The 21979-nt window shown below is 64.7% G+C and carries 25 protein-coding genes; 15 read left to right on the top strand and 10 right to left on the bottom strand.

Going from position 1 to position 21979, the window contains the following annotated elements:
• Positions 1-199, top strand: a 199-nt coding sequence (locus tag BST12_RS11805) for a hypothetical protein (RefSeq protein WP_245850255.1), incomplete at its 5' end; no start/stop codon positions are given.
• Positions 200-210: 11 nt separating this feature from the next.
• Here the strand turns inward: BST12_RS11805 and BST12_RS11800 are convergent.
• Positions 211-888, bottom strand: a complete 678-nt coding sequence (locus BST12_RS11800) for a hypothetical protein (protein ID WP_083113297.1) — start codon at positions 886-888, stop codon at positions 211-213.
• Positions 889-966: 78 nt separating this feature from the next.
• Here BST12_RS11800 and BST12_RS11795 point away from each other — a divergent pair, with 78 nt between their 5' ends.
• The 3 genes from BST12_RS11795 to BST12_RS11785 are packed head-to-tail and all read left to right on the top strand — an operon-like array spanning position 967 to position 4981.
• Entirely contained in the window at positions 967-2472 is a 1506-nt protein-coding gene (locus BST12_RS11795) for a carboxylesterase/lipase family protein (protein ID WP_083113296.1), read from the top strand.
• Positions 2473-2477: 5 nt separating this feature from the next.
• Positions 2478-4457 carry a DUF7064 domain-containing protein gene (locus BST12_RS11790; RefSeq protein ID WP_083113295.1) on the top strand — a complete coding sequence of 660 codons (1980 nt, stop codon included), beginning with the start codon at positions 2478-2480 and terminating at the stop codon, positions 4455-4457.
• Positions 4439-4981 carry a gluconokinase gene (locus BST12_RS11785; RefSeq protein ID WP_083113294.1) on the top strand — a complete coding sequence of 181 codons (543 nt, stop codon included), beginning with the start codon at positions 4439-4441 and terminating at the stop codon, positions 4979-4981. Before BST12_RS11790 ends, BST12_RS11785 begins: the two co-directional genes overlap by 19 nt.
• Here the strand turns inward: BST12_RS11785 and BST12_RS11780 are convergent.
• Positions 4953-5909 (bottom strand): DoxX family protein, encoded by a 957-nt coding sequence (locus BST12_RS11780; protein ID WP_083113293.1) that lies wholly within the window; start codon positions 5907-5909, stop codon positions 4953-4955. The genes BST12_RS11785 and BST12_RS11780 overlap by 29 nt on opposite strands.
• Positions 5910-5992: 83 nt before the next feature.
• On the opposite strand from BST12_RS11780, the gene pncA reads away from it, so the two are divergent.
• Positions 5993-6553, top strand: a complete 561-nt coding sequence (gene pncA, locus BST12_RS11775) for a pyrazinamidase PncA (protein WP_083113292.1) — start codon at positions 5993-5995, stop codon at positions 6551-6553.
• A complete protein-coding gene (locus BST12_RS11770) occupies positions 6553-7350 on the top strand; it encodes a ketosteroid isomerase family protein (protein WP_083113291.1) in 798 nt (265 codons plus the stop codon). The genes pncA and BST12_RS11770 overlap by 1 nt, the downstream gene beginning before the upstream one ends.
• A gap of 7 nt (positions 7351-7357) precedes the next feature.
• On the opposite strand, the gene BST12_RS11765 is transcribed toward BST12_RS11770, so the two are convergent.
• Complete coding sequence (locus BST12_RS11765; RefSeq protein WP_083113318.1) at positions 7358-7717, bottom strand: DoxX family protein; 360 nt, start codon at positions 7715-7717, stop codon at positions 7358-7360.
• A gap of 80 nt (positions 7718-7797) precedes the next feature.
• Here BST12_RS11765 and BST12_RS11760 point away from each other — a divergent pair, with 80 nt between their 5' ends.
• The 5 genes from BST12_RS11760 to BST12_RS11740 are packed head-to-tail and all read left to right on the top strand — an operon-like array spanning position 7798 to position 12935.
• Positions 7798-8715 carry a sigma-70 family RNA polymerase sigma factor gene (locus tag BST12_RS11760; RefSeq protein ID WP_083113290.1) on the top strand — a complete coding sequence of 306 codons (918 nt, stop codon included), beginning with the start codon at positions 7798-7800 and terminating at the stop codon, positions 8713-8715.
• A 49-nt stretch (positions 8716-8764) separates the two neighbouring features.
• Positions 8765-10093: an ABC transporter substrate-binding protein gene (locus BST12_RS11755; protein ID WP_083113289.1), complete on the top strand. Its 1329-nt coding sequence runs from the start codon at positions 8765-8767 to the stop codon at positions 10091-10093.
• 14 nt (positions 10094-10107) lie between these two features.
• Positions 10108-11016, top strand: coding sequence for a carbohydrate ABC transporter permease (locus BST12_RS11750; protein WP_083113317.1), 909 nt, complete (start codon positions 10108-10110; stop codon positions 11014-11016).
• Positions 11003-11845 carry a carbohydrate ABC transporter permease gene (locus tag BST12_RS11745; RefSeq protein ID WP_083113288.1) on the top strand — a complete coding sequence of 281 codons (843 nt, stop codon included), beginning with the start codon at positions 11003-11005 and terminating at the stop codon, positions 11843-11845. The genes BST12_RS11750 and BST12_RS11745 overlap by 14 nt, the downstream gene beginning before the upstream one ends.
• Positions 11846-11849: 4 nt before the next feature.
• Complete coding sequence (locus BST12_RS11740; RefSeq protein ID WP_083113287.1) at positions 11850-12935, top strand: ABC transporter ATP-binding protein; 1086 nt, start codon at positions 11850-11852, stop codon at positions 12933-12935.
• On the opposite strand, the gene BST12_RS11735 is transcribed toward BST12_RS11740, so the two are convergent.
• The 4 genes from BST12_RS11735 to BST12_RS11720 all read right to left on the bottom strand — a co-directional run bounded on the left by BST12_RS11735 (position 12918) and on the right by BST12_RS11720 (position 15512).
• The gene (locus BST12_RS11735) at positions 12918-13772 is read right to left on the bottom strand and encodes a hypothetical protein (RefSeq protein ID WP_083113286.1); all 855 of its coding nucleotides are present in this window, start codon (positions 13770-13772) and stop codon (positions 12918-12920) included. The genes BST12_RS11740 and BST12_RS11735 overlap by 18 nt on opposite strands.
• Positions 13773-13775: 3 nt before the next feature.
• Positions 13776-14693 (bottom strand): hypothetical protein, encoded by a 918-nt coding sequence (locus BST12_RS11730; RefSeq protein ID WP_139801628.1) that lies wholly within the window; start codon positions 14691-14693, stop codon positions 13776-13778.
• Between the two features lie 154 nt (positions 14694-14847).
• Positions 14848-15183, bottom strand: a complete 336-nt coding sequence (locus BST12_RS11725) for a hypothetical protein (protein WP_083113284.1) — start codon at positions 15181-15183, stop codon at positions 14848-14850.
• Positions 15180-15512 carry a hypothetical protein gene (locus tag BST12_RS11720; protein WP_083113283.1) on the bottom strand — a complete coding sequence of 111 codons (333 nt, stop codon included), beginning with the start codon at positions 15510-15512 and terminating at the stop codon, positions 15180-15182. Before BST12_RS11720 ends, BST12_RS11725 begins: the two co-directional genes overlap by 4 nt.
• Before the next feature lie 60 nt (positions 15513-15572).
• On the opposite strand from BST12_RS11720, the gene BST12_RS30815 reads away from it, so the two are divergent.
• Entirely contained in the window at positions 15573-16169 is a 597-nt protein-coding gene (locus tag BST12_RS30815) for a hypothetical protein (RefSeq protein WP_139801627.1), read from the top strand.
• Between the two features lie 430 nt (positions 16170-16599).
• On the opposite strand, the gene BST12_RS30810 is transcribed toward BST12_RS30815, so the two are convergent.
• On the bottom strand, positions 16600-16845 hold the full coding sequence (locus BST12_RS30810) for a hypothetical protein (protein WP_139801626.1): 246 nt from the start codon (positions 16843-16845) through the stop codon (positions 16600-16602).
• A gap of 904 nt (positions 16846-17749) precedes the next feature.
• Here BST12_RS30810 and BST12_RS11710 point away from each other — a divergent pair.
• The 3 genes from BST12_RS11710 (at position 17750) to BST12_RS34235 (ending at position 20245) form a co-directional block, all read left to right on the top strand.
• Entirely contained in the window at positions 17750-18643 is an 894-nt protein-coding gene (locus tag BST12_RS11710) for a hypothetical protein (RefSeq protein WP_139801625.1), read from the top strand.
• Positions 18640-19578: a hypothetical protein gene (locus BST12_RS11705; RefSeq protein WP_083113280.1), complete on the top strand. Its 939-nt coding sequence runs from the start codon at positions 18640-18642 to the stop codon at positions 19576-19578. The genes BST12_RS11710 and BST12_RS11705 overlap by 4 nt, the downstream gene beginning before the upstream one ends.
• An 82-nt stretch (positions 19579-19660) precedes the next feature.
• Positions 19661-20245, top strand: a complete 585-nt coding sequence (locus BST12_RS34235) for an NHL repeat-containing protein (protein WP_083113279.1) — start codon at positions 19661-19663, stop codon at positions 20243-20245.
• 74 nt (positions 20246-20319) lie between these two features.
• Here BST12_RS34235 and BST12_RS11695 read toward each other — a convergent pair whose 3' ends face one another.
• Positions 20320-20688 carry a sensor domain-containing protein gene (locus BST12_RS11695; protein ID WP_170062104.1) on the bottom strand — a complete coding sequence of 123 codons (369 nt, stop codon included), beginning with the start codon at positions 20686-20688 and terminating at the stop codon, positions 20320-20322.
• A gap of 189 nt (positions 20689-20877) precedes the next feature.
• Complete coding sequence (locus BST12_RS11690) at positions 20878-21753, bottom strand: NHL repeat-containing protein (protein ID WP_245850259.1); 876 nt, start codon at positions 21751-21753, stop codon at positions 20878-20880.
• Positions 21754-21979: the final 226 nt, after the last annotated feature.

Raw genomic sequence — 21979 nt, 5'->3', positions numbered from 1 at the left:
GCTGCCGGGCGATGCGGGCGGGGCGGGCGGTGCCGGCGGGCACGGAGGTGACGCGAAGCTGATCGGCATCGGTGGCAACGGAGGCAATGGTGCGCCCGGAGGTGCGGGCACACCCGTCGGCGCCGGCGGGCCCGGCGGTGCGGGCGGTGCCGGCGGCACCCTGCTGGGCACCAGCGGCGAACCCGGGCTGCCCGGCTGAGGACGAAAAGCTCAGCAGCGCAACGCTGTACCGACGCCGTCGGGAGGCGGTACCGACCGCAGGCAGCCGAACGGTTCCACGCCGGCGGGACTGAGCCGGGCCGCCGACTGATGGGCGTAGCTCGCGCACACCACAGTGTTTTGCTCGGAGCGGCACCGGTAGTCGCCGAAGGACAACGAGTCGCCGTTGGCCAGTTCCGGTCCATTGCCGAGGATGAACGGTCCCGGATCGGGGTGCGTTGAGCCGACTTGCAGATTGGTGCCGTCGAAATCGACCCAGCCGGCCTTCCATTCGCCATAAGCCGTCGCGGGCGCGGGCGGCGGATTGGTCAACTTGACCAGACAGGCCAGCGCGCCGCCGGTATGTTTGACGTCCGTTGTGCAGGCCACGGCACCGCCGGGGACGCTGAAGGCGACGTCGCTGCCGAGTTCGGTCGTGACGCCGTCGCGCGCCGCGTTGTGATAGCGCACGGGGTCAGCGGGGTGACCTGCCTCGATCCAGGCGATGACGGCAGAAATGGGCGCCCCGGCAGCCGGCCCGGCAGCCGGCTGCGGGTTGCCCGACGAGGGATTCGCGCTGGACGTCGCAGACGTTGCGGTACCGCTCGACGAATGCCCCGCGTGCTCACCGGCACCGTGCGAGCATCCGGCGATCAGCAACGACACGGCCACGAGTACGGCGATCCGCATTCCGTCAGGCTAGCCGCCACACGGCGGATTCTGGCTCTGCTGGCGCACTACGTACATAGTGTCGGCTACCGTCGGGTTATGCATGAGCGCACTGTCCGCGCACGCACCGTTAGCGGCATCGTCGAAGGCTTCACCCGCGACGGTGTGAACCGCTGGCGATCCATCCCTTACGCCCGGCCACCGGTCGGCCCGCTGCGATTCCGGGCGCCGCAGCCCCCGCAACCCTGGTCGGGGGTGCGGCACTGCCACGGGTTCGCCAGCTGTGCACCCCAACAGCGCCGCTACACCATGCTCGGACTGGGCAAGTACCAGCCGATGAGCGAGGATTGCCTCACCCTCAACGTCGTCGCACCGGAAGCGCCCGGGGCCGAACCGCTGCCGGTCATGGTCTTCATTCACGGCGGCGGGTACATCCTGGGCAGCTCGGCAACGCCCCTTTACGACGGCGCGGCGCTGGCTCGGCGCGGATGTGTATACGTGTCGGTCAACTACCGCTTCGGCGCGCTGGGCTGTCTGGATCTTTCGTCGCTGTCCACCCCCGACATCGCCTTCGACAGCAACGTGTATCTACGCGATCTGGTGCTGGCGCTGCGCTGGATCCGGGACAACATCGCCGAATTCGGTGGTGATCCAGACAATGTCACCATCTTCGGTGAGAGCGCAGGCGCGCACATCACCGCAACCCTGTTGGCCGTGCCCGCGGCCGAAGGCCTGTTCGCCCGCGCGATTTCGGAAAGCCCCGCGGCGGGCATGGTGCGCTCGGGAGACGTTGCCGCAGAGTTTGCGAGCCGCTTCGCCGGGCTGCTCGGTGCCCGTCCCCATGATGCTGCGGACGCGCTGATGCGCGCCTCGGCTACCCAACTGGTCGAGATCCAACACCGCCTGATTGACCAGGGCATGCAGAAACGGTTGGGCGCCTTCCCAATTGGTCCCGTCTTCGGTGACGATGTACTGCCGATGGACCCGGTTGAGGCGATGGCATGCGGTAAGGCGCACCGGGTGCCCCTGATCGTGGGCACCAACGCCGAAGAGGGCCGGTTGTTCACCCGCTTCCTCGGGATGCTGCCGACGAATCAAGCGATGGTCGAGGAGCTGTTCGCCGACGCCGAACCCGGTGCGCGCGAACGCATTACCGCCGCTTACCCCAACTATCCGAAACCGGAGGCATGCATCCAGCTCGGTGGCGATTTCGCCTTCGGCGCGGCGGCCTGGCAGATCGCCGAAGCCCACGGCGTCCATGCCCCGACCTATATGTACCGGTACGACTATGCGCCGCGGGCGTTGCGCTGGGCGGGTTTCGGAGCCACCCACGCCACCGAATTGCTGGCCGTCTTCGACGTCTATCGCACCAGGTTCGGTGCACTGCTGACCGCGGGAGCGGACCGGGGGACTGCGCTGCGGGTCAGCAACGAGGTGCAACGGCGGTGGCGGTCATTCAGCAAAGCCGGCGTGCCCGGTGAAGGCTGGCCGGCCTACACCCAGGCCGACCGCGCCGTGTTGGTGATCGACCGCAAGTGCCGGGTCGAGTTCGATCCGCACCAGCACCGACGGATGGCCTGGGACGGATTCACCCTGGCACGCTGACGCCCATGGACTCCAGCATCGAGCAACCGATCGAACGCCCGGGCGACCTGACCGCGTCGTGGCTCACCGCGGCGATCGGTACCGGGGTGGTCACCGATTTCACCGTCGAACGCATCGGCACCGGCCAGATGAGCGAGTGCTATCGCGTCACGCCGACCTACGCAGAGCCCGGTGGTCCCGACTCGGTGGTGCTCAAGGTCTCGGCCACCGATCCGATGAGCCGGCAGACCGGCGCGGCGCTGGGTCTCTACGAGCGCGAAGTCCGCTTCTACCGAGACATCGCGCCACGCCTGGGCGGTCCCGTCGCGCCCTGCTACCACGCCGCGGTCGACCCCGCGACGGGCATCTTCGATCTACTGCTCGGCGACGCCGGACCGGCCCTCGTCGGCGACGAAATCGCCGGCGCGACAACCGAACAGGCCATGCTGGCGGTGACCGAGCTGGGCCGGCTGCACGGCCCGCTGCTCGGTGATACCGCGCTGGCCGAAGCGCCGTGGCTCAACCGCGACGCCCCGCTGAGCCAGGCGATGATCAGCGGACTCTATGCGGACTTCGTCGACCGTTACGGCGATCAGATCGCGCCGCAGTGGCGGATGGTCTGCGATCGTCTGATCGCCGCGTTCGACGGATATCTCGGCGCGCAGACGGGAATCCAGGGCCTGGTGCACGGCGACTACCGGTTGGACAACTTGCTGTTCGGCACCGCCGAGGCCGACCGGGCGCTGACGGTGGTCGACTGGCAGACGGTGTCCTGGGGGCCGGCGTTGACCGACTTGGCCTACTTTCTGGGCTGCGCTCTTGCGACTCCGGATCGGCGCGCCCAATACGGCGCGCTGCTGCGGGCCTACCATCAAGCGTTGGGGCCGGCTGCGCCGATCAGTCTGGGCGATGTGGCCGAAGGCGTACGCAGACAAAGCTTTTTCGGTGTGATGATGGCGATCGTCTCGTCAATGTTGGTGCAGCGCACCGAGCGGGGCGACCGGATGTTCATGACGCTGCTGCAGCGGCACTGTGATCACGTCCTGGACGTCGATGCGTTGGCGACGCTGCCGGCCCCGGCAGAGCCGGAACCGTTGCGGCCTTCGGAGCCGGACGAACTCGCGCATACCGCGACCGAGGAACCGCTGTGGAGCGAGAGCTGGTATGCCGACTTCGCTGATGCGGCACAGGGATTGGGCGGCTGGTTTCGCATCGGCCGGATTCCCAATCAGGATACGGCGTGGTTCCACGCGCTGTTGTGCGGTCCGGGGCTGCCGACCGTAGCCGTCGCCGACTTTGCGGTGCCCTTGCCGGCAGACCCGTGGGAGCTGCGCACGCCTGTCATCCAGGCGAGCCACGCGGCCCGCGCGCCGCTGCGCAGCTATGGCGTCGACATTCGTGCGGCCGGCCAGGCATACGCGGACCCGTCGGCGTTGTTGCGCGGGGAGCCCGGAGAACCCGTCGAGATCACCATGCAACTAGTGTGGACCACCGCGGGCACGCCCTACAAATATCGGCTGACCACGCGCTACGAGATCCCATGTACCGTTTCGGGCAGCGTCACCGTGAATGACGCCCACTACCAATTCGATTCGGTTCCCGGACAGCGTGACCACTCCTGGGGTGTGCGCGACTGGTGGAGCATGGACTGGATGTGGAGCGCGCTGCATCTCGATGACGGCACCCACATCCACGCCTTGCATCTGCGCATTCCGAATACCCCGGCGATGGGCCTTGGCTACCTCCAGGACGCGGCCGGTGACGTCACCGAACTGCAACAGGTCGACATCCGAGAAGTCTTCGACGACAACGGATTACCGTCGAATTCGACGTTGACGCTGAACCCGGGTGGGCTTACCGCCAGTATCGACGCGCGCGGGCATGCGCCGCTGCGGCTGACCGCTGCCGACGGACGGGTAAGCCAGTTCGCCCGCGCCTGGGTCATCCTGAGCACCGCCGACGGGCGCAGCGGGGTGGGCTGGATGGAATGGAACCGAAATCTGTAGCGGCCGCGGCTAGTACGCCCATCGTAGTGATGGGCGTGTCCGGTTCGGGCAAAACCACTGTCGGCACGGTCCTGGCGCGGCGGCTGCGGGTTCCGTTCATCGATGCCGACAGCCTGCATCCGCCGGCCAATATCGCCAAGATGAGCGGCGGCGTACCGCTCGACGACGATGATCGTCACCCGTGGCTGGAGCGGGTCGGGGAATGGCTGGCCGACCACGGTGAGGGCGGGGTGGTGAGTTGCTCGGCGCTCAAGCGCAAATACCGCGACCAACTCCGCGCGCACTGCCTACACGCGCGGTTCCTGCACCTCGACGGTTCGCCGGAACTGATCGGCCGCAGGTTGGCTGCCAGATCCGATCACTTCATGCCGGTCGCGCTGTTGCGTTCACAGTTCGACGCCCTTGAACCGCTGGGCGCCGACGAGCACGGCACCGTCTTAACCATCGAGGACGACGGAACCGACGACGCCGAGACTATGGCCGAGAAGTTTCTGGCTAGCGCCACCAGCGATTGCGGCCGTTGACTTGCTCGTCGATCCGGTCGCGTGCGGTGTCCGCCAATCGGCTGCCGCGGGCCGCCGCCTCGTCGGCAAGCTTGCTGCTGCGGGAGGCCGCCGTTTCGGCCAGCTGACCGCCGCGGTGACGTGCGGTTTCGGCCAGCTCGACGCCACGCACCCGAGCCGTGCCCGCTAGGCGTTCGCCGCGCTTGCGCGCCGCCTCGGCGTACGGCGCACTGCGCTCAGCCGCCGCACTGGCCAGTTCGCGGCCGCGTTCGAGCGCGGCCTCGGCGTAGGGCTGGCCCTTTTCGGCGGCCGTAGCTGCCAGTTCGCGCCCGCGTTCGAGTGCCGCCTCGGCGTAGGGTTGGCCCTTTTCGGCGGCGGTAGCTGCCAGTTCGCGGCCGCGTTCGGCGCCGACGTGCAGGCCGTGCACGATCCGCTCGCCCAGATCCGAATCGAGCAGTGTGTCAGAGGACCCGGGCAGCGCCGACGAGACCCGCTCGGAGAGCCGTTCGGCTGCCCGCCGGCCGCGCCAGCTCAGTGACGGCTTGCCTGCGGTATCGGCCGACGCGATGATCAGCCCACCCAGCAGGCTGACATCGGTGACGAAGTCACGCCGCTTCTCGGCCTTGCGTTCTGGATCGCTTTCACTCCAAAACATATGGGCGCCAAGGTTTCCCGGTATTACCGTCAGCGCCAGTGCGGAGGAGGCGATGCGCGGCAACCGACCGGTCGCCAACAGCAAACCACCGCCGATCTGCACCGCGGCGTTGACCTGGGCCAGCGTCTCGGCATCCTGCGGAATGCTCTTTCGGACCGAGTCCGGCAAGGACTGCAAGCCGGCGGCGGTGGGCTGCGCGGCTTCGGCCGCAGGTTTGGGGTTGAGCAGCGCCTCCACACCCTGGGCGATGAATACCGCCGACAACATGGGCCGCGCGATTCTGCGGATCAACATGATCGGTGGGGTTCCCCGGGTGACCGGGGCACAAACCCGCCAGATTCGGTCCCGGTCGATGGTCGCTGCGTATGGTGTAGTGCGTGCGAGCGTTGATCATCGTCGACGTGCAGAACGATTTCTGCGCGGGCGGCGCGATCCCGGTACCCGGCGCCGACGCCCTGGCCTCGATCATCAATGACTATCTCGCCCAGGATCGGGGCTACCACCATGTCGTGGCCACCAAGGACTTCCACATCGATCCCGGCGAGCATTTCTCCGACCGTCCCGACCATTCGTCATCGTGGCCGCCGCACTGCCGGGCGGGCAGCGCCGGCGCCGAATTCGTTCCCGGTCTCGACACCAACCCCATCGAGGCGGTCTTCTGCAAGGGCGCCTACGCCGCGGCCTACAGCGGCTTCGAGGGCATCGACGAGAACGGCACGCCACTGCTGGACTGGCTGCGCCAACGCGACGTCGACGAGGTCGACGTCGTCGGCATAGCCACCGAGCATTGCGTACGTCATACGGCCCACGACGCGGCCCGCGCCGGCTTGGCCACCAGGGTGCTGCTGGACCTGACGGCGGGGGTGTCGCCGGATTCGACCACGCAGGCGCTCGGCGAGATGCGTTCGGCCAGTATCGAGTTGATCGGAGGGCGTTGATGGTCGCACCCGACCGCGAGGATCTGTTGGCGGCGGTGGAACGGTCGCCGCGGGCGGCCGGCGCCCACGACCGCGCCGGCTGGGTCGCACTGTTCACCCGCGACGGCCGTGTCGAAGATCCGGTGGGGTCACGTCCACACGTGGGACACGAAGCGATCGGCCGTTTCTTCGACACCTTCATCGCTCCGCGTGACATCACTTTCCATCGCGACCTGGACATCGTCTCCGGCCACGTCGTGTTGCGCGACCTCGAACTCGAGGTGGCCATGGGTTCGGCGGTGACGATGTTCATTCCGGCGTTCCTGCGCTATGACCTTCGAGAAGTCAACGGCGACTGGCAGATTGACCATCTGCGGGCGTACTGGGAGCTGCCGGCGATGATGCTGCAGTTCCTGCGCACCGGAACACGCGCAGCCGCGCCGGCCCTGCAATTGTCCCGGGGGTTGTTGGGCAACCAGGGCCTCATTGGTACCGGCGGCTTCGCGGCGGGTTTTCGCCGGGCGGGTGCGCGTCACAAGAAGCTGGTGGAAACCTTCCTCAACGCGGTGATCCGCGGCGACAAGGCTGCCGCCACGAGCACACTGTCGTCCACTGCCGCAATAACTTTGGGCGACGACGACCTGCTGGACATGGCCGAACTCGTCGAGCAGCTCAGCGGCGCCCGCCGGCAGAAGACGATCGGCGCCGGCTCAACGGTCACGCTGTCACTGGTCTGCGACCATGGACGTGGCATTCTGTTCGCCGACGTCGCCTGGCGCGGCAACGCGATCAACCGGGTCCGGTACTTCCCCGCCTGATCGCCACTCAGTGCAACACCATCAGCGCCAGCGATGCGATCGACAGCAACAGGTAGCCGCCTGGAAATGCGATGTTGGAAAACACGCCGGCCCGCACGTGCGCGATTACGGCGCCGATGAAGTACAGCACCAGCCCCGTCGCCGCGGCGATTCCTATCCCGGACAAGCCGAGCAGCCCCACCACCAGCCCTCCGGCTCCGGCCAGCTTCAACACCGCCAGCGTCGGCAGCCACGAGCGCGGCACGTTCACCCGCGCCGAATTGGCCAGCACGAACTCGGCGGGAATGAGATCGGGCACCGCGATTCCCGCGGTGACGATGGCCGTCGTCACCACGACCGCGAGGTAGGTGGCATTCGATAAGGTCATGGTGCTGGTCTCCTTACAGCAGAATCGTTCGATGGAAGCGGTCATCTTCTTGACGATTTCTGCCCGGGAAAGGTGACCCCATGGACGCAACTGAAGATCTCGCCGTGCTGGCGCAACGCTTTGACGCAGACCGACAGCACCTCAGATCCGTGGCGTTTCAGCTACTCGGCTCGGCTGCCGACGCCGAGGATGCGGTGCAATCGGCCTGGCTCAAGGCCAGCGCCTCGGATTTCGCAGTCGTGGAGAACTTGACCGGATGGTTCACCACCATCACCGCGCATGAAGCAGTCGATCAGCTGCGAGCGCGCCAGCGCCGACCCGAACGGCCGCTGCTCGAACCCGCGGATCTTGATGAGCGCGTCGCGGCCGCGGCCGACGAAGAAGCTCTGCTGGCCGATTCGGTCAGCCGGGCGCTGCAGGTTGTCCTCGACCGACTTTCACCCGCCCAGCGGGTGGCATTCGTCCTGCACGACGTATTCGCCGTGCCGTTCGAGACCGTCGGCGAGTTGTTGGACCGCTCGCCGGTGGCCGCCAAGAAACTCGCCAGCCGGGCGCGTGGGCGCCTGATGCCCGACCCCGCCGTGCGAACCGAACGCACGGCCGAGCACGTCAAGATCGTGGAAGCGTTTCTGGCGGCCTCGCGCGGTGGCGACATCGGTGTCCTGTTGCAGCTGCTGGCGCCCGATGTGGTGCGCCGGGTCGACCGGTCGCTGGTTCCCGACGATGTGCCCACCGAGGTGCGCGGCGCCAGGGAGGTCGCTGACGAGACCCGCCGCTTCACCCACCGAGCGGCGTCGGGCGTCGTGCTGCTCATCGACGGCATCCCGGGCATCGTGTTGGCGCCGGCAGGGCGGGTGCAGGCACTGCTGCAGATCAGGATCGGCGACGATGACCGCATACACGAAGTCGACATCCGGAGCGATCCGGAACGTCTCGCTAACGCGGTGTTCACGCTGCCGTTTTGGTCATCTCAGGACGGACTCGGCGCCATCGGCTAAGAAGGACGTCATAAGTGGGCGACGGGAGGGGTCGAGATAGTCACGCGCCATGTTCGATAAGCCGTTCGGGCGCCGCAGCCTGTTGCGCGGCGCCGGCGCACTCACCGCGGCCTCGGCAGCACCGTGGGCGGCCGGCTGTGCCTCCGACGACGACGCTTTGACGTTCTTTTTCGCGGCCAATCCGGACGAGGTTCGGCCCCGGATGTACATCATCGAGGAATTTCAGCGCCGGCACCCCGAGATCAAGGTGCGCGCACTGCTATCCGGACCCGGTGTCATGCAGCAGCTTTCCACGTTCTGTGCCGGCGGCAAATGCCCGGATGTGTTGATGACATGGGAATTGACCTACGCCGAACTGGCGGACCGCGGGGTGCTGCTCGACCTCAACAGCTTGCTGGCGCGAGACAAGGCTTTTGCGGCGCAACTGAAATCGCAAAGCATGGGCAGCCTGTACGAGACCTTCACCTACGACGGAGGTCAATACGCACTGCCCGAGCAATGGTCGGGCTGCTACCTCTACTTCAACAAGAAGCTGTTCGCCGACGCCGGAGTGCACCCACCACCTGGCAGCTGGAAACAGTCCTCGAAACAGCCCTGGTCTTTCGACGAATTCCTGGATGCGGCGAAGGCGCTCACCAAGCGGGATGCGTCGGGGAGAGTGCAACAGTGGGGTTTCGTCAACGCGTGGGTCTCGTTCTACTCGGCCGGGCTGTTCGCCATGAACAACGGCGTGCCTTGGTCCACACCGCGGATGAACCCCACCCACCTCAACTTCGATCAAGAGGCGTTCATCGAAGCGGTGCAGTTTTACGCCGATCTGATCAACAAGCACAAGGTCGCACCCAACACCGCTGACCAACAGTCGATGTCGACGGTGGACTCCTTCGCGGTGAACAAGGCGGCGATGGCCCTCAGTGGACACTGGCGATATTCGACCTTCGATCGAGCCGCCGACCTCGACTTCGACGTGGCCCCGCTGCCGATCGGCCCGCGCGGCAAGGCCGCCTGCTCCGCCATCGGGGTCACCGGACTGGCCATCGCATCGATGAGTCGTCGCCAGGAACAGGCCTGGGAATTCGTGAAGTTCGCAACTGGACCCGTCGGGCAGGAATTGATCGGCGAATCCCGGCTTTTCGTGCCGGTGCTCAAGTCCGCGATCACTTCCGACGGCTTCGCCGCAGCACACCGCAGGCTCGATAACCTCGCCGTGCTGACGGAAGGACCGGCCGTCTCCGAGGGCCTGCCGATCACCCCGGCTTGGGAGAAGATCACCGCGCTGATGGAGCGCAACTTCGGACCCGTGCTGCGCGGTGCGAAACCGGCGACATCACTGAGCCGGCTGTCCAAGGCCGTCGACGAGGTGCTGCGCAGTCCATGACGTCGGGCCAGGTCATGACAGGAACCCGTCCCTGGCGCCGGCGCGCCCGGGCCGGACGCATGTTCGTCGCACCCAACCTGGTCGCGATCGCGGTGTTCATGCTTTTCCCGCTGGGCTTTTCGCTGTACATGAGTTTCACGAAGTGGGACGTCTTCACGCCGCCGAAGTTCGTCGGTCTGCAGAACTTCCAGAACCTCTTCACCTCTGACCCGCTGTTTCTCATCGCCATGCGCAACACCGTGGTCTTCACCCTCGGAAGCGTCGTGCCGACCCTGTTGGTCAGCCTCGTCGTTGCCGGGCTGCTCAACCGAAATATCAAAGGCATCAGCATCTTTCGGACGATCGTCTTCCTGCCGTTGGCCGTTTCCTCGGTGGTGATGGCGGTTGTCTGGCAATTCGTCTTCAACACCGATGACGGACTGCTCAACATCATGCTCGGCTGGATCGGCATCGGCCCCGTTCCGTGGCTGGTCGAACCGCGGTGGGCCATGGTCTCACTGTGCCTGGTCAGCGTGTGGCGCAGCGTGCCGTTCGCGACGGTGGTGTTGCTGGCCGCGATGCAGGGGATTCCGGAAACCGTCTACGAGGCAGCCAGAATCGACGGTGCCGGCGAGATCCGGCAGTTCTTCTCCATCACCGTGCCGTTGATCCGGGGAGCGATGTCCTTCGTGGTCGTCATCTCGATCATCCATGCGTTCCAGTCGTTCGATCTCGTGTACGTGCTAACCGGGTCCAACGGTGGGCCGGAGACCGCGACGTACGTCTTGGGCATCATGCTTTTCCAGCACGCCTTCTCCTTCTTGGAGTTCGGTTATGCGTCCGCGCTGGCCTGGGTGATGTTCGCCATCCTGCTCGCATTGACCGTGCTGCAGTTCCGGATCACCCGGCGGCGGTCGTGGGAGGCTTCTCGTGGACTCAGCTAAGCCGACGGTCCAGCGGCATGTCTTTCGCGGCATAGCACTCTATGCCGCGCTGACTGCGGTCGCGTGGTGCGCGTTGTTCCCCATCCTGTGGGCGCTGTCCGGTTCGTTGAAGAGAGACGGCGAGATAAGTCAGTCGAAGCTGTTGCCGATGCATCCGCAGTGGTCCAACTACGCTGCGGTATTCGACCTCGTGCCGTTCTGGCGCATGTTCTTCAACACGATGCTGTACGCCGGGTGCGTGACGGCGGGTCAGGTATTTTTCTGCTCGCTGGCCGGATACGCATTCGCGCGCTTGGAGTTTCGCGGCCGCGACACCTTGTTCCTGCTGTATCTGGGCACATTGATGGTGCCGTTGACTGTGACGGTCATTCCGCAGTTCATTCTGATGCGGACGCTGGGCTGGGTCGACACACCGTGGGCGATGATCGTGCCGGGTTTGTTCGGCAGCGCGTTCGGCACCTATCTGATGCGGCAATTCTTCCGCACTCTGCCTGGCGATCTCGAGGAGGCGGCGATTCTCGACGGCTGTTCGCCGTGGCAGATCTACTGGCGGATTCTGCTGCCCCATGCGCGGCCCGCGGTCATGGTGCTGGCTGTGCTCACCTGGGTCAACGTGTGGAACGACTTTCTGTGGCCGTTGCTGATGATTCAGCGCAATAGCCTGGCGACGCTGACGATCGGGCTGGTCCGGCTGCGGGGCGAATACGTTGCCCGGTGGCCGGTGCTGATGGCGACGTCTATGTTGATCCTGGTGCCGCTGATAATCCTCTATGCCGTTGCACAGCGCTCCTTTGTCCGAGGTATCGCCGTGACGGGGCTGGGAGGGTGATTCGGTGGCATCGGTGAGTTTCGAGCAGGCCACCCGGCAGTATCAGGGCGCGGATCGACCCGCCCTGGATCGGCTGGACCTCGTGGTCGGCGACGGCGAGTTCGTAGTCCTGGTCGGGCCGTCGGGATGCGGTAAGACGACCTCGCTGCGGATGCTGGCCGGACTGGAAACGCTTGACAGCGGCCGGGTGCGAATCGGTGACCGCGATGTCACCAATGTCGAGCCCAAGGACCGCGACGTCGCGATGGTGTTTCAGAACTATGCCCTCTACCCGCACATGACCGTGGCGCAGAACATGGGCTTCGCATTGAAGGTCGCAAAGACCCCGAAGTCCGAGATCCGAGACCGGGTAATGGCCGCAGCGAAAATGCTTGACTTGCAACCTTATCTGGACCGCAAACCCAAGGACCTCTCCGGCGGACAGCGGCAGCGGGTGGCGATGGGCCGCGCGATCGTACGTCGCCCGCAAGTGTTTTTGATGGACGAGCCGTTGTCCAATCTCGACGCCAAGCTGCGCGTGCAAACCCGCAACCAAATCGCGGCATTGCAACGCCAACTCGACACCACCACGGTGTACGTAACCCATGACCAGGTGGAGGCGATGACCATGGGCGACCGTGTCGCGGTTTTGTGCGACGGGGTGCTGCAGCAATGCGCGGCCCCCCGGGAGCTTTACCGCAACCCGTGCAATGTGTTCGTTGCCGGGTTCATCGGGTCGCCGGCGATGAACCTGTTCACCCTACCGATTGCCGATTCCGCGGTGTCGCTGGGGGATTGGCTCATCCAGGTGCCGCGCGAGATCGCGGGCCTGGCATCCGAAGTTGTGGTGGGTGTGCGGCCCGAACATTTCGAGGTGGGCAGTCGCGGCGTCGAGATGGAGGTCGACGTCGTCGAAGAACTCGGTGCCGACGCGTACTTGTATGGCCGAATCACGGGATCCGACAAGGTGATCAGCAAACCCATCGTCGCGCGCACGAGTGGGTATGACCCGCCCGGGAAGGGTAGCCGGGTGCTGCTACAGCCGCAAACCGGCCACGTGCATTTCTTCGGTGTGGACGGACGCCGGATCGACTCAGGGCCCGTCGCTTAACCGCGGGAAGTCGGCTAGCGCCGCATCCCCGAGCGACCACGTCGCATACTGGTTCAGCGCTGCCTGAGCGTCTTCGCTTGCGACACTTCGTTCTTCGCCGTCCAACGCTGCCTGGCGTGCTGCAACATAGGCGGCCGCCGCGGCGTCTACCCGAGTTCGTGCCAGCTGGTATTCTGAATTCCATTGCCGGACAGCATCATTGACGCGTTGCAGGGCGTTGACGTAGTCGTTGGAGATCCATTCGCCGAACTTGTTCAGGGTGTCAGCGGGCCGGCCGCCGCCTGGCCATGCCAGGCGGAGTTCTTCGCCCTGCGTGTGTAGGCGCCTGCCGAGCGCTTCGAACTCCTCGAGCGCCAACTCGGGCGCAGCTACCTCGTTATCGCCGATCGTGAGCAGCACCGCGCAACTCAACACCTCGTCGGCGTTCCCGGGTATCCAGGTGTCTTGCCGCGCCCAGTTCGGTGAGGCGCGACGAACCACACGGCCGCTGAAATCGACCGGGTGATGGGCTGACGGGGCAACCAGGCCGAGCATGCCTACCGAGGTCCAGCGGGCGACCGCCGTCATGGTGTGTGCGGTGCCGATGAAAATCTCGGCCATCCGCGTCAGTTCGTCGGCCGCGTCGCACGCCGCTTGTCCGAGGGTCGATCGCGCGTGCGTCAGGTGCGCGGCGATCCGCATGGAGAAAGGATCCGGCGCCGGCGACGCCACCGGCAGACGCAGCGGCCTGCCGATCGTCGCAAGCGAATCCGCAACCGACAGCACTTGATTCGAGATCGCGCGGACTGCCGACACATCGAGCAACACGGTGTTATGGGACTGGGGGCCGCCGGTCACATCTCACAGACCCATCGTGATCTTCGGCGGTGACTGCGTGAGGTCGGCCGCGCCGGTTACCGCAATTGGCAAGTGCGGCATCGTAAATGTCCGGCCATCGGATCGCTGCACGGTGAGGGTCCCGAAATCCGCCATGCCAAAGAAGTTAATCGTCCCCTGGCGCTCATTGAACCGGTCGACGTGGATTGCGTCGGAATTGACGGGCCCGCTCCATGACGCGGTGCCATCGATGAATCCCTGGGGTGGAACATGCTGCGGACAGTTGGGCGGCGAAAATTGCCGTGACTGGGCGCATTTCGCCAGAGCCGCCTCGATTGCGCGCCGGGCCTCTTCCTTGCCCGTCGTGCTAGCTACGAAATGCGGCATCAGGTTGATTTGGCCCGCCCGGTTGATGCCGTTCAGTAGGGTCTGCTGCTCGATCGACGGCGTGACGTCGACGTACTGGTTCCTCGAGCCGACATCGACCCAGCCCGGAAAGACATAGGCGACACCGGTTCCCGAGATTGGTTGGCCGAAAATCGTGATGCTGTCCAGTAGAGCCGGGGCGGCAACGGAACGGCTGCCCTTACCGGAGGTGAGTGCGATGGCGCCGTGGTCGAGCTTCCAACCGTCGCCCGCCTTCGGCGGGACAACCACGATCGTCTCGTCAGATGTCTGATCGCCGAAAGTGGCGATCACGTGCGCTGACACCCGGTTGGACGATTGCAGGACCCGAATGTTGCTGATCGGCGCCTTGGTGATCTGCATCTTGAGTATCTCGTCGGTAAGGAACGTCCGGTCGGCCGGCCGGGTTTTTGCGATTGCCAGCGCACCCCGGGCATCGCCGCGGGCGAGGGCTTCGAGATAGATCCTGACCGCTTCGTCGGCAGACTTTGCGCCGCCATGTCCAGAGCTGCCTGTGAGGACGAGCGCGGCAGCCACCACAACCGCAGCCACTGCGGCGAGTCCGCCGATCACTAGGTACAAGCGGGTGCGCGAAGGTGGCTCTCTTGTCACAACACACCACCGATCAACGTCCCATGAGTCCACTGCAGCGCAAACTTCCGCCCAGCGTAGGTCCGCGGACGGCGTCGCATCAGTACTTCAGAGTTTGACGTTTGAACGCTTCGTACTCCTCTTCGGTGGGCGCCTCAGGCAGGAGTTCGAAGACCGACGACTGTAGAGGTTGTTCTCCGGCTGCGGCCATCAGCTGCTCGCGCAGGCTCAGTCTGCCGCGCGCCGACGCTACCGATGCCACCTTCAAAATCTCTTGTGTCAGGGTGCGTTCCGTCATTTTTCGGACGTCTTCGTGAAGGAATATGCCCCGCACGGCGCCGCCGTGGGTCGCCAACACGCCAACGGTTCGGCGTTGGTTGAACACTTCGTAGGCGCGTTCCTCGAAGGGCGTCTCTGCGTTGCTCGGATTGGTCATGACGCCTCGTCTACGTCAGCCGCCGGCTCGTCGGCGGTCGTCTCTTGGTACAACCGCGCCACCGCGGCGGCGGCGTCCTCGTTGGTTGCGGCCACCAGTCGCGAGATCTCCTTGGCGATGGCCGCGGCGCTTTTGCGATCCAGCACGCCGGGCTTGAGCCACAGGTCGACCAACTCGCCGTTCATGTCGACCTTGACGGCGATCTCGCGGTCTTCGGACAACCGTTCAGCGGTGTAGGTGCGCATCTCGTCGAGCGATGCCATCAGCCGCTCGCTGACCTGGTCGGCGAAGTCCATGGCCTTTTGGACTTCCGGGTGGACGCTGCTCATACTCCGATGACCTTATCGGGGGACCCGCGCGAGGCCATTCCTGCAGGTACCATGCCATCTATGGACGCGTTCGCGCCCGGGGGAGCAGAGCATCCTGTGCAGGGCCAGACAGGCCACAATGACGCCGGCCACGGCCAGGTCGGTTATCCCGGCGGGCCGCAGCCGCCGAATCGGCCACGGTTTCCGTGGTTCCCCTTCGCCGTCGTAGCCGCCATTCTGCTCGCCGGCGCGCTTATTGCTGCGGCCATCTTCTTTAGAGACTCCCGTCAAAGCTCGGACCTCTCGAAGCCGTCCGCGGCTGCCACGGCGACGACGAAGCCAACCAAATCGTCCGGCGGGAGTACATGCGCGGCGTGGACGACAGCACAAATTGATATGGGACAGGTTACCCGAATGCCGCCCGGATGGGTTTATGGCAACCCGGGGATAGACCAGCTGGCTGACAGTCGGGCGGCGCAGATCAACAAGATCCTGAATGTATTCGAGACGCAGATCGCCCCAGAACCGGCCGACGTCGCCGCCGCAGCGCATTTGTTCATTGCAAAGCAGCGGGTTGAAGTTCGTAAGCTCACCGCTCGCCAGCCGATTGACGACGGTGACGTAGCCGCCGTAGAAGGCGCAGGCGTAGCGCTTAATCGCAGTTGCGGCACGGGATGACTCCGAAACCGAGCACGCCGCACGCTGACCAGATTCTCGGTCCGTATTGGGAATCGTCGATAACCCCTGAAAGTCTGAGCAACTGGTCTTTGCAACTGGGCAAAGCTGGCGCCGAGTTAGGGTTCATCGCGGGCGATAGCCAGGTGCAGGCGATTCAGTTACTCGGCTATGGCCAAGGGGCGTTAGCTGAAGCGATTTCGTCAGCTTGGGCCAAATACTTCATCGATATGGGCAAGATCGCTGCGCAATTCGTCGAGGCCTCGGCTTGTGTTGCGGCCTGGGCCGAGTCACTCGGCGCGATGCTCGCCGCAATGGCTGGTGTCGTGGACTGGGCGGAAGCCGCTATCGCGGCTTTTGAGGCGGCAAGAGTCGAGTTGGAACTAGTAGGCCAGAACGTTGACGAGTTGATTCAGACGGTGATCGCCGAGGCTCATACGCAGGTCGCGGGGATCTCGGGAGCTGCCATCGCTGGTCTGGCTGTAGTGCCCGGATGGGTCACGGCCATGGGCGGCCCGCCAATCGGGGTGCCGCACGGCGCCACGGCACCGGGCAATCCAACCGTGATGTCGTCGGGCGGCGGACCGCCCGGTGCTCCGGCGATGCCGCAGGGTGTTCCTGAGGCAAGCAATCCGGCCGGGACGTCTTCAGGTGGGGTGCCGCCGGGTGCCGCGGCCATACCGCGGGGTGCACCGGCGACAAATAATCCGGCAGGAATGTCCGTCGGCGGCGCACCTGCATTAGGCGGGCCGGGGCTGCCTCAGGGTGCGCCCCTGTTGGCGAATCCGACCGCAATGTCCCCGGGCGGCGTGCCGACGAATGCTGCCGCGATGCCTGGGGCACCTTCAGGGGTTTTGGGCACCGGCATGGCTCCTGCGACCGGTTCGCCGGCTGGTCTCCCGGGCGCGGGACTTCCCTCCGCATCGGGTGCGCCCGTCTCGGGTGCGCCCGTCTCGGGTGCGCCTGGCGCCGGCGCTACGCCCTTGGGAGCCATCGGCGCACCTGCGCTTGGGTCGCCGGCGACCGGAGCGCCGCCGGCAGTCGCCGGAGCTCCGGCCACGGCTGGATCTCCCCCGCCGTCGGTTTCGCCGTCCGCTGGGCTCGCCGGGATCGAAACCCAAGCGGCCGCAGTAACGCCGACCGGGACGGTTGCTGGTTTGACAGCCCCGGCCGTCGGATCGGGCCCTGCCGCGGCGGCTACTGCCGCTCCGGTGGCGGGTGCACCGATGAGTGCAGCGCCGCTGGCTGCGGCTGCGGCCGCGGCTGCGGTAGCGCCGACAAATTCGCCTATTGCCGCGGCTCCCTCGGTTACATCCGTGGCGCCGACTGCGCCTGCTGTTGCACCGCCGCCGATCGCGCCTGCTGCACCGGCTCAGTCCGGGACGCACATGCCCGCGTCCGCCTCATCGGGTGCGCCGACTGCCATACCGGGCACACCAGGGCCGCATTCACCCTCAGGGCAGCATCCATCGACATCGTCGAGTGTTTCGCCGGCGTCGCACGAGACCGATGGTGCCGCTGACAAGTATGGGGCGGGCCCCGTGCCGCTGTGGGCGCCCGTTGACGACGCTGCGATTGTCCCAGTGCCACTGATAGTTCGGGGCGCTGACGATTCGCGAGCGCAGCTCGTGGACATGGATCTGGCGATGGTGCGCACCGTGCTCGAAACTGCTGGTGGTGGATCCACGGTGCGGTGGGCCGCCGGAATGGTTGTGACGGGAGGTCGGCGCCAGGTCGTCATCACGACCGACCGCGGCCGTAGCTGGCTTCCGCCGAACGTGCTGCTGCCAGAAGATGCCGTATTGCCGTGGAAGCACGAGGATTCCGCGCGCTGGGAAGGTCTATTGGATCCCGCCCGGGTGATCGTCGAGTACGCTGCTGCGACCTCGGGGACGCTCACGGCGCTGGCATCGACGCACAGCAGTGCGCCCGGCGTAGCTGCGGGGGTGCCCTTCGTGTTCGCGGATGCGGTGCAGCGGCCACGACCCGATCTATTGGCTGGGCCCGGCGCCAGTCGTGAGGCGTTCGCAGTGTCGGCCACCCGGCTGGCCGCAGCCGACGAAATCACCGATGCCGCCGACCAGCGGCGTCAGGCATTGTGGATCGCCCATGATGCGGTGGAGAAGGCCAACGATGCCAGCGCGGTAAGGCGGTCAATTCTGGCGGCTCTGAATGCGGACCCAAAGTTGTTGGAAGCTGGAAAGATTGACCGTCTGGGCTGGGACGCGTTGGCGAATGAGAACGAAGTTTTGTGGGAAAAGGACTTCGCTGCCAGAATCGACGTACGCAACGTCGATATCGGCCGGTTAGACACTGGCGGGGGAGCGTGTCGGCCGTTCTTGATTCAGTCTTATGCGACCGAGACGGTATTGGCTTTGCGCAACGCATCACCGCGTCAGGCTCTGCTGGACGCCGTGTATTCGTGGTCGATGTTGCTGGAACTTATCGATACCGATAGGGAGGCGGTACCCGCATGAACCAGCCAATGCATTTCGACGTCCCGATGTTTCGAGACTTATCGGGTCAGTTGGCCGAGAACGGATTTGAGGCCGGCAACATCGCCGAGGACGTCACCTTCGGGTTTGTGCCGGTGCCGGGTGACAGTCCGTTCGGAGGGGCGCTCGGGCCTCGACTGACGGGGCTACACGGCGGCCTGGCGCTGACGCCTCCGCAGCTCACCGGAGGAGCCACTCAGACTGACCAAAACGTCCAAACGGGTTTGTCGAACATCGAGAGCCGAGATCAGGTCAATGCGGGGCGAGCCCGTCTCGCCAAGAATCCAGGTGACCCGGAGTCGCTCGAGCAGCAGGCCCAGGACAAGGCCAAGCAGGGCGCCGAAAAGCCCGAGCAGATGATGCAGCAGATGATGCAGCAGATGCTGCAGATGGCTGCTCAAATGGGCGGACAGTTCGGTCAGCAATTTGGTCAGCTCAGTCAACAGTTCAGCCAGCTGTTCGGTCAGGCAACGCAGCAAGTGAGTCAGCTCTTTTCCCAGGCCGGTAAGGCAGGCGCCAGCAGCATCGAGCCCATGGCGGGCACCGCTGCGACGGGACTAGATGCCGCTGGAGGTGCGGGTGCTGGTGGTGGCGGCCTGGGCGCGACGATGCCCGCCGGTCTGGATGAGCCAGTAACCCCGATGACGACCTCAAGTGCGTTGGCGCCTAGTGCCATCCCGGCTGCGGCTGCGGGGACGTCGACCTCAGCCGCGGCAGGACGAGGCACAATGCCGATGATGCCGGTGATGCCGATGGCGCATCGCGGGAGCGGTGAAGGCGGCGCGTCGGTCAAGCGGAATCCAAAGATCTTCCCGGAAAGCAAGATTTACGATCCGCCGAAAGGCACCGAACAGAACTTTGGGGCGAACCCCGAAATAGAGGCCGAAGAGCCACCGTTCGGCACAGCTAAGCCCTAGGTTTGCGCGGCAGAATTTGAGACGATCGCGAGAACCTGGCACGGCGGCACCGCAGCGATTCCGCCGGGTTCACCAGAGATACATGTTGGCCTTCGTTGGGATCGTCATAGTGGTCGCCGCTGTTCTCGTGTGTGAGCACTATCCACAACTATTGGTCCGCCACCGCCCAGTATCCGGGACCCGTGAACCCAACCAACCGTGGACGCCCACCCAGACCGTAATCCCATTCATTGGCCTGTCCGGTCCGGAAGGCGTCGCCGTCGATTCTGCGGGCAATGTTTACGTCGCCGACAGCGGAAATAGCCGGGTAGTGAAGTTGGCCCCTGAATCGGGCACCCAGCAAGTGGTTGGTTTCACCGGTCTCAATAGGCCCCTGGGAGTGGCGGTCGATTTAGCAAACAATGTGTATACATTTGACCAAGAAAATCGGGTGGTGGAACTGGTAGGAGGGCGTAGTGCACAGCGTGTGTTGCCGTTTTCCGGCTCGCCCAGCGGGATGGCGGTCGATTCGGGGGGGAACTTGTATATATCCCAATGCGTTGATCATCGAGTAATAAAGCTAGACACCAGGTCGAATGCCCAGCAAGTACTGGCATTTTCCGGCCTCGCGTGCGCCTCCTGCCCAACCCCCTGCCCACGCTCCGGCAAAGCCGCCGGCAGCTTTTGATCCAATTCCGACAACGAATCCCAATGCCGCTGAGGTAACGAGCATAATCAGCGGTTTGCCAATCACGGGAGCCACTATCTAATGCGATCGGTAATCGTTCGAAGCACTGCGCTGGTCACCGCGTCTGAATCTGGATAACCCAGAGTCTTAACAGCAACGAATACCGAGGATTTTACGCCATAAATGACTTTCCATCGATCAGAATTGGGCACCACCGTGCCAGGATCCTTTGTATTCACGGCGAAGTCATAGTTCTCAGCATGTAGGGCGGAGCACGCCTTCAGCTCGGGGATGAGACGATCGAATACGGCGCGTGCCGCAATGTCATTCCGGTAGACGCCGACGCCCTGGATGATGTCGCCTGCGGGATATGAGTTGAGCCCGTTGACGTTTGTGATTCGGCGGGCGTCGTCCAGGCTGACGATCAACGATTCGGCACTCACGTCGGACACCGGCGCGCCAGTTGAGTTGAGCGGTGCGTCCCTGTGGGTGCACGCCGATAGCAGCGAGCACGACGCTACATCCGATGGCGAATAACTGGCGGGCCCTGATTGGGCTTGGACGCGCCGACTGGAGGTTTGGCCCCGACCGTCGCTCCAATGACCAATCGGTCCCGAACACCGAAGTATCCCCTAAGCTTTCGCGAATTTCATCACCAGATTCTGGTCCCTGTCGGTGACATAGAGATTGTCGGCCTGATCGACTGCTAATCCGCCGGGACGCCGAACACCGTTTAGGGGCACCACTCGCTGTGCCCTGGTTCCCTCGGGCAGTACCAATACCTCTCGAATCAAGTGATCAACGATATAGACATTGCCGCGCGAGTCAACCGCCACATTGCCAGGATCTGTCATATCCGTGGACAGGTCGCCTCTGCGGGCGAACGGTACGATCCGTTGGGTGTTTGACGCCAAATGCAGCTCAACTACTTGACCTTTTACTAGGTCTACGACGTAGACACTTCCCGCAGAATCAACCGCCACGGGGCCGGGGACCTCAAGACTCCTGAAATCAAGTACTTGCTGCGTGTTCGACCCTGCGGCGATCCTCACCACTCGTTTGCTGAGTTGTTCAGAGACGTACACATTCCCAGCTGAATCCACCGCCGCCGCGACTGGCGACTCTTGGTGCGGAAACGCGATCACCCGCTGAGAGTTGCTGGCGGCTACCCACTCGACCAGCCGATCATCGAAGTCGACGACGTAAACGTTGCCGGCTGAGTCGACTGCCAGGTCGAACGGGTGGTTGAGGCCGATGAACCCAATCACCTGTTGCGCCGCTGATTCGGGCGCCAATTTCACCACTCGGTTGTTGCCCGTGTCGGCCACGTAGACATTCCCCGCCGGATCCACCGCGACCCCGCCAGGATCGGACAGGCCAACGAAGGGAATTACCATCTGAGCGGCCGGTGCGGGCCGCCGACCCGCGCCGCCCGCGGTGTGGAAGGCCTGCCCAGGTAACCGTGGGTTCGGGTAGTGCAGGTGGTTGACCATTGCGATGCCCAGCACCAAGATGACGCATGTAAGGACCAGTGCTGCCTGTCGACGCGAATGCCGCGATTTCCACGAACTTCGACCAGGGCGTAAGGGCAGTGAGATTCGCCCCATCATTTTAAGAGGATCACAGTATGGGGGGATCGAATCGCTACGCCGATGCATCCGTACAGGAGAAAACTTAGAATTCCACCCAGGAATGTCACGACGAATTTGGTGGCCTGGGGCCGGAGTCGTCGCG

The sequence above is a fragment of the Mycobacterium angelicum genome (genome assembly GCF_002086155.1).
In the GTDB taxonomy this organism is placed as follows: Bacteria; Actinomycetota; Actinomycetes; order Mycobacteriales; family Mycobacteriaceae; genus Mycobacterium; species Mycobacterium angelicum.
The sequence above is the reverse complement of the archived record's forward strand: the minus strand, read 5'-3'. Positions and strand labels throughout refer to the sequence as shown.

What these genes read in the sequence shown, in the direction of transcription:
- BST12_RS11790 (WP_083113295.1), top strand. Translation starts at nt 2,478, where the DNA reads ATGGACTCCAGCATCGAGCAACCGATCGAACGCCCGGGCGACCTGACC.
- BST12_RS11750 (WP_083113317.1), top strand. Translation starts at nt 10,108, where the DNA reads ATGACAGGAACCCGTCCCTGGCGCCGGCGCGCCCGGGCCGGACGCATG.
- BST12_RS11780 (WP_083113293.1), bottom strand. Translation starts at nt 5,909, where the DNA reads ATGTTGATCCGCAGAATCGCGCGGCCCATGTTGTCGGCGGTATTCATC.
- BST12_RS11760 (WP_083113290.1), top strand. Translation starts at nt 7,798, where the DNA reads ATGGACGCAACTGAAGATCTCGCCGTGCTGGCGCAACGCTTTGACGCA.
- BST12_RS30810 (WP_139801626.1), bottom strand. Translation starts at nt 16,845, where the DNA reads ATGGCCGCGGCACCCGGCGGCACCCCACCTGAAGACGTCCCGGCCGGA.
- BST12_RS11800 (WP_083113297.1), bottom strand. Translation starts at nt 888, where the DNA reads ATGCGGATCGCCGTACTCGTGGCCGTGTCGTTGCTGATCGCCGGATGC.
- BST12_RS30815 (WP_139801627.1), top strand. Translation starts at nt 15,573, where the DNA reads ATGGACGCGTTCGCGCCCGGGGGAGCAGAGCATCCTGTGCAGGGCCAG.
- BST12_RS11765 (WP_083113318.1), bottom strand. Translation starts at nt 7,717, where the DNA reads ATGACCTTATCGAATGCCACCTACCTCGCGGTCGTGGTGACGACGGCC.
- BST12_RS11785 (WP_083113294.1), top strand. Translation starts at nt 4,439, where the DNA reads ATGGAACCGAAATCTGTAGCGGCCGCGGCTAGTACGCCCATCGTAGTG.
- BST12_RS11720 (WP_083113283.1), bottom strand. Translation starts at nt 15,512, where the DNA reads ATGAGCAGCGTCCACCCGGAAGTCCAAAAGGCCATGGACTTCGCCGAC.
- BST12_RS34235 (WP_083113279.1), top strand. Translation starts at nt 19,661, where the DNA reads ATGTTGGCCTTCGTTGGGATCGTCATAGTGGTCGCCGCTGTTCTCGTG.
- BST12_RS11795 (WP_083113296.1), top strand. Translation starts at nt 967, where the DNA reads ATGCATGAGCGCACTGTCCGCGCACGCACCGTTAGCGGCATCGTCGAA.
- BST12_RS11770 (WP_083113291.1), top strand. Translation starts at nt 6,553, where the DNA reads ATGGTCGCACCCGACCGCGAGGATCTGTTGGCGGCGGTGGAACGGTCG.
- BST12_RS11725 (WP_083113284.1), bottom strand. Translation starts at nt 15,183, where the DNA reads ATGACCAATCCGAGCAACGCAGAGACGCCCTTCGAGGAACGCGCCTAC.
- BST12_RS11755 (WP_083113289.1), top strand. Translation starts at nt 8,765, where the DNA reads ATGTTCGATAAGCCGTTCGGGCGCCGCAGCCTGTTGCGCGGCGCCGGC.
- BST12_RS11705 (WP_083113280.1), top strand. Translation starts at nt 18,640, where the DNA reads ATGAACCAGCCAATGCATTTCGACGTCCCGATGTTTCGAGACTTATCG.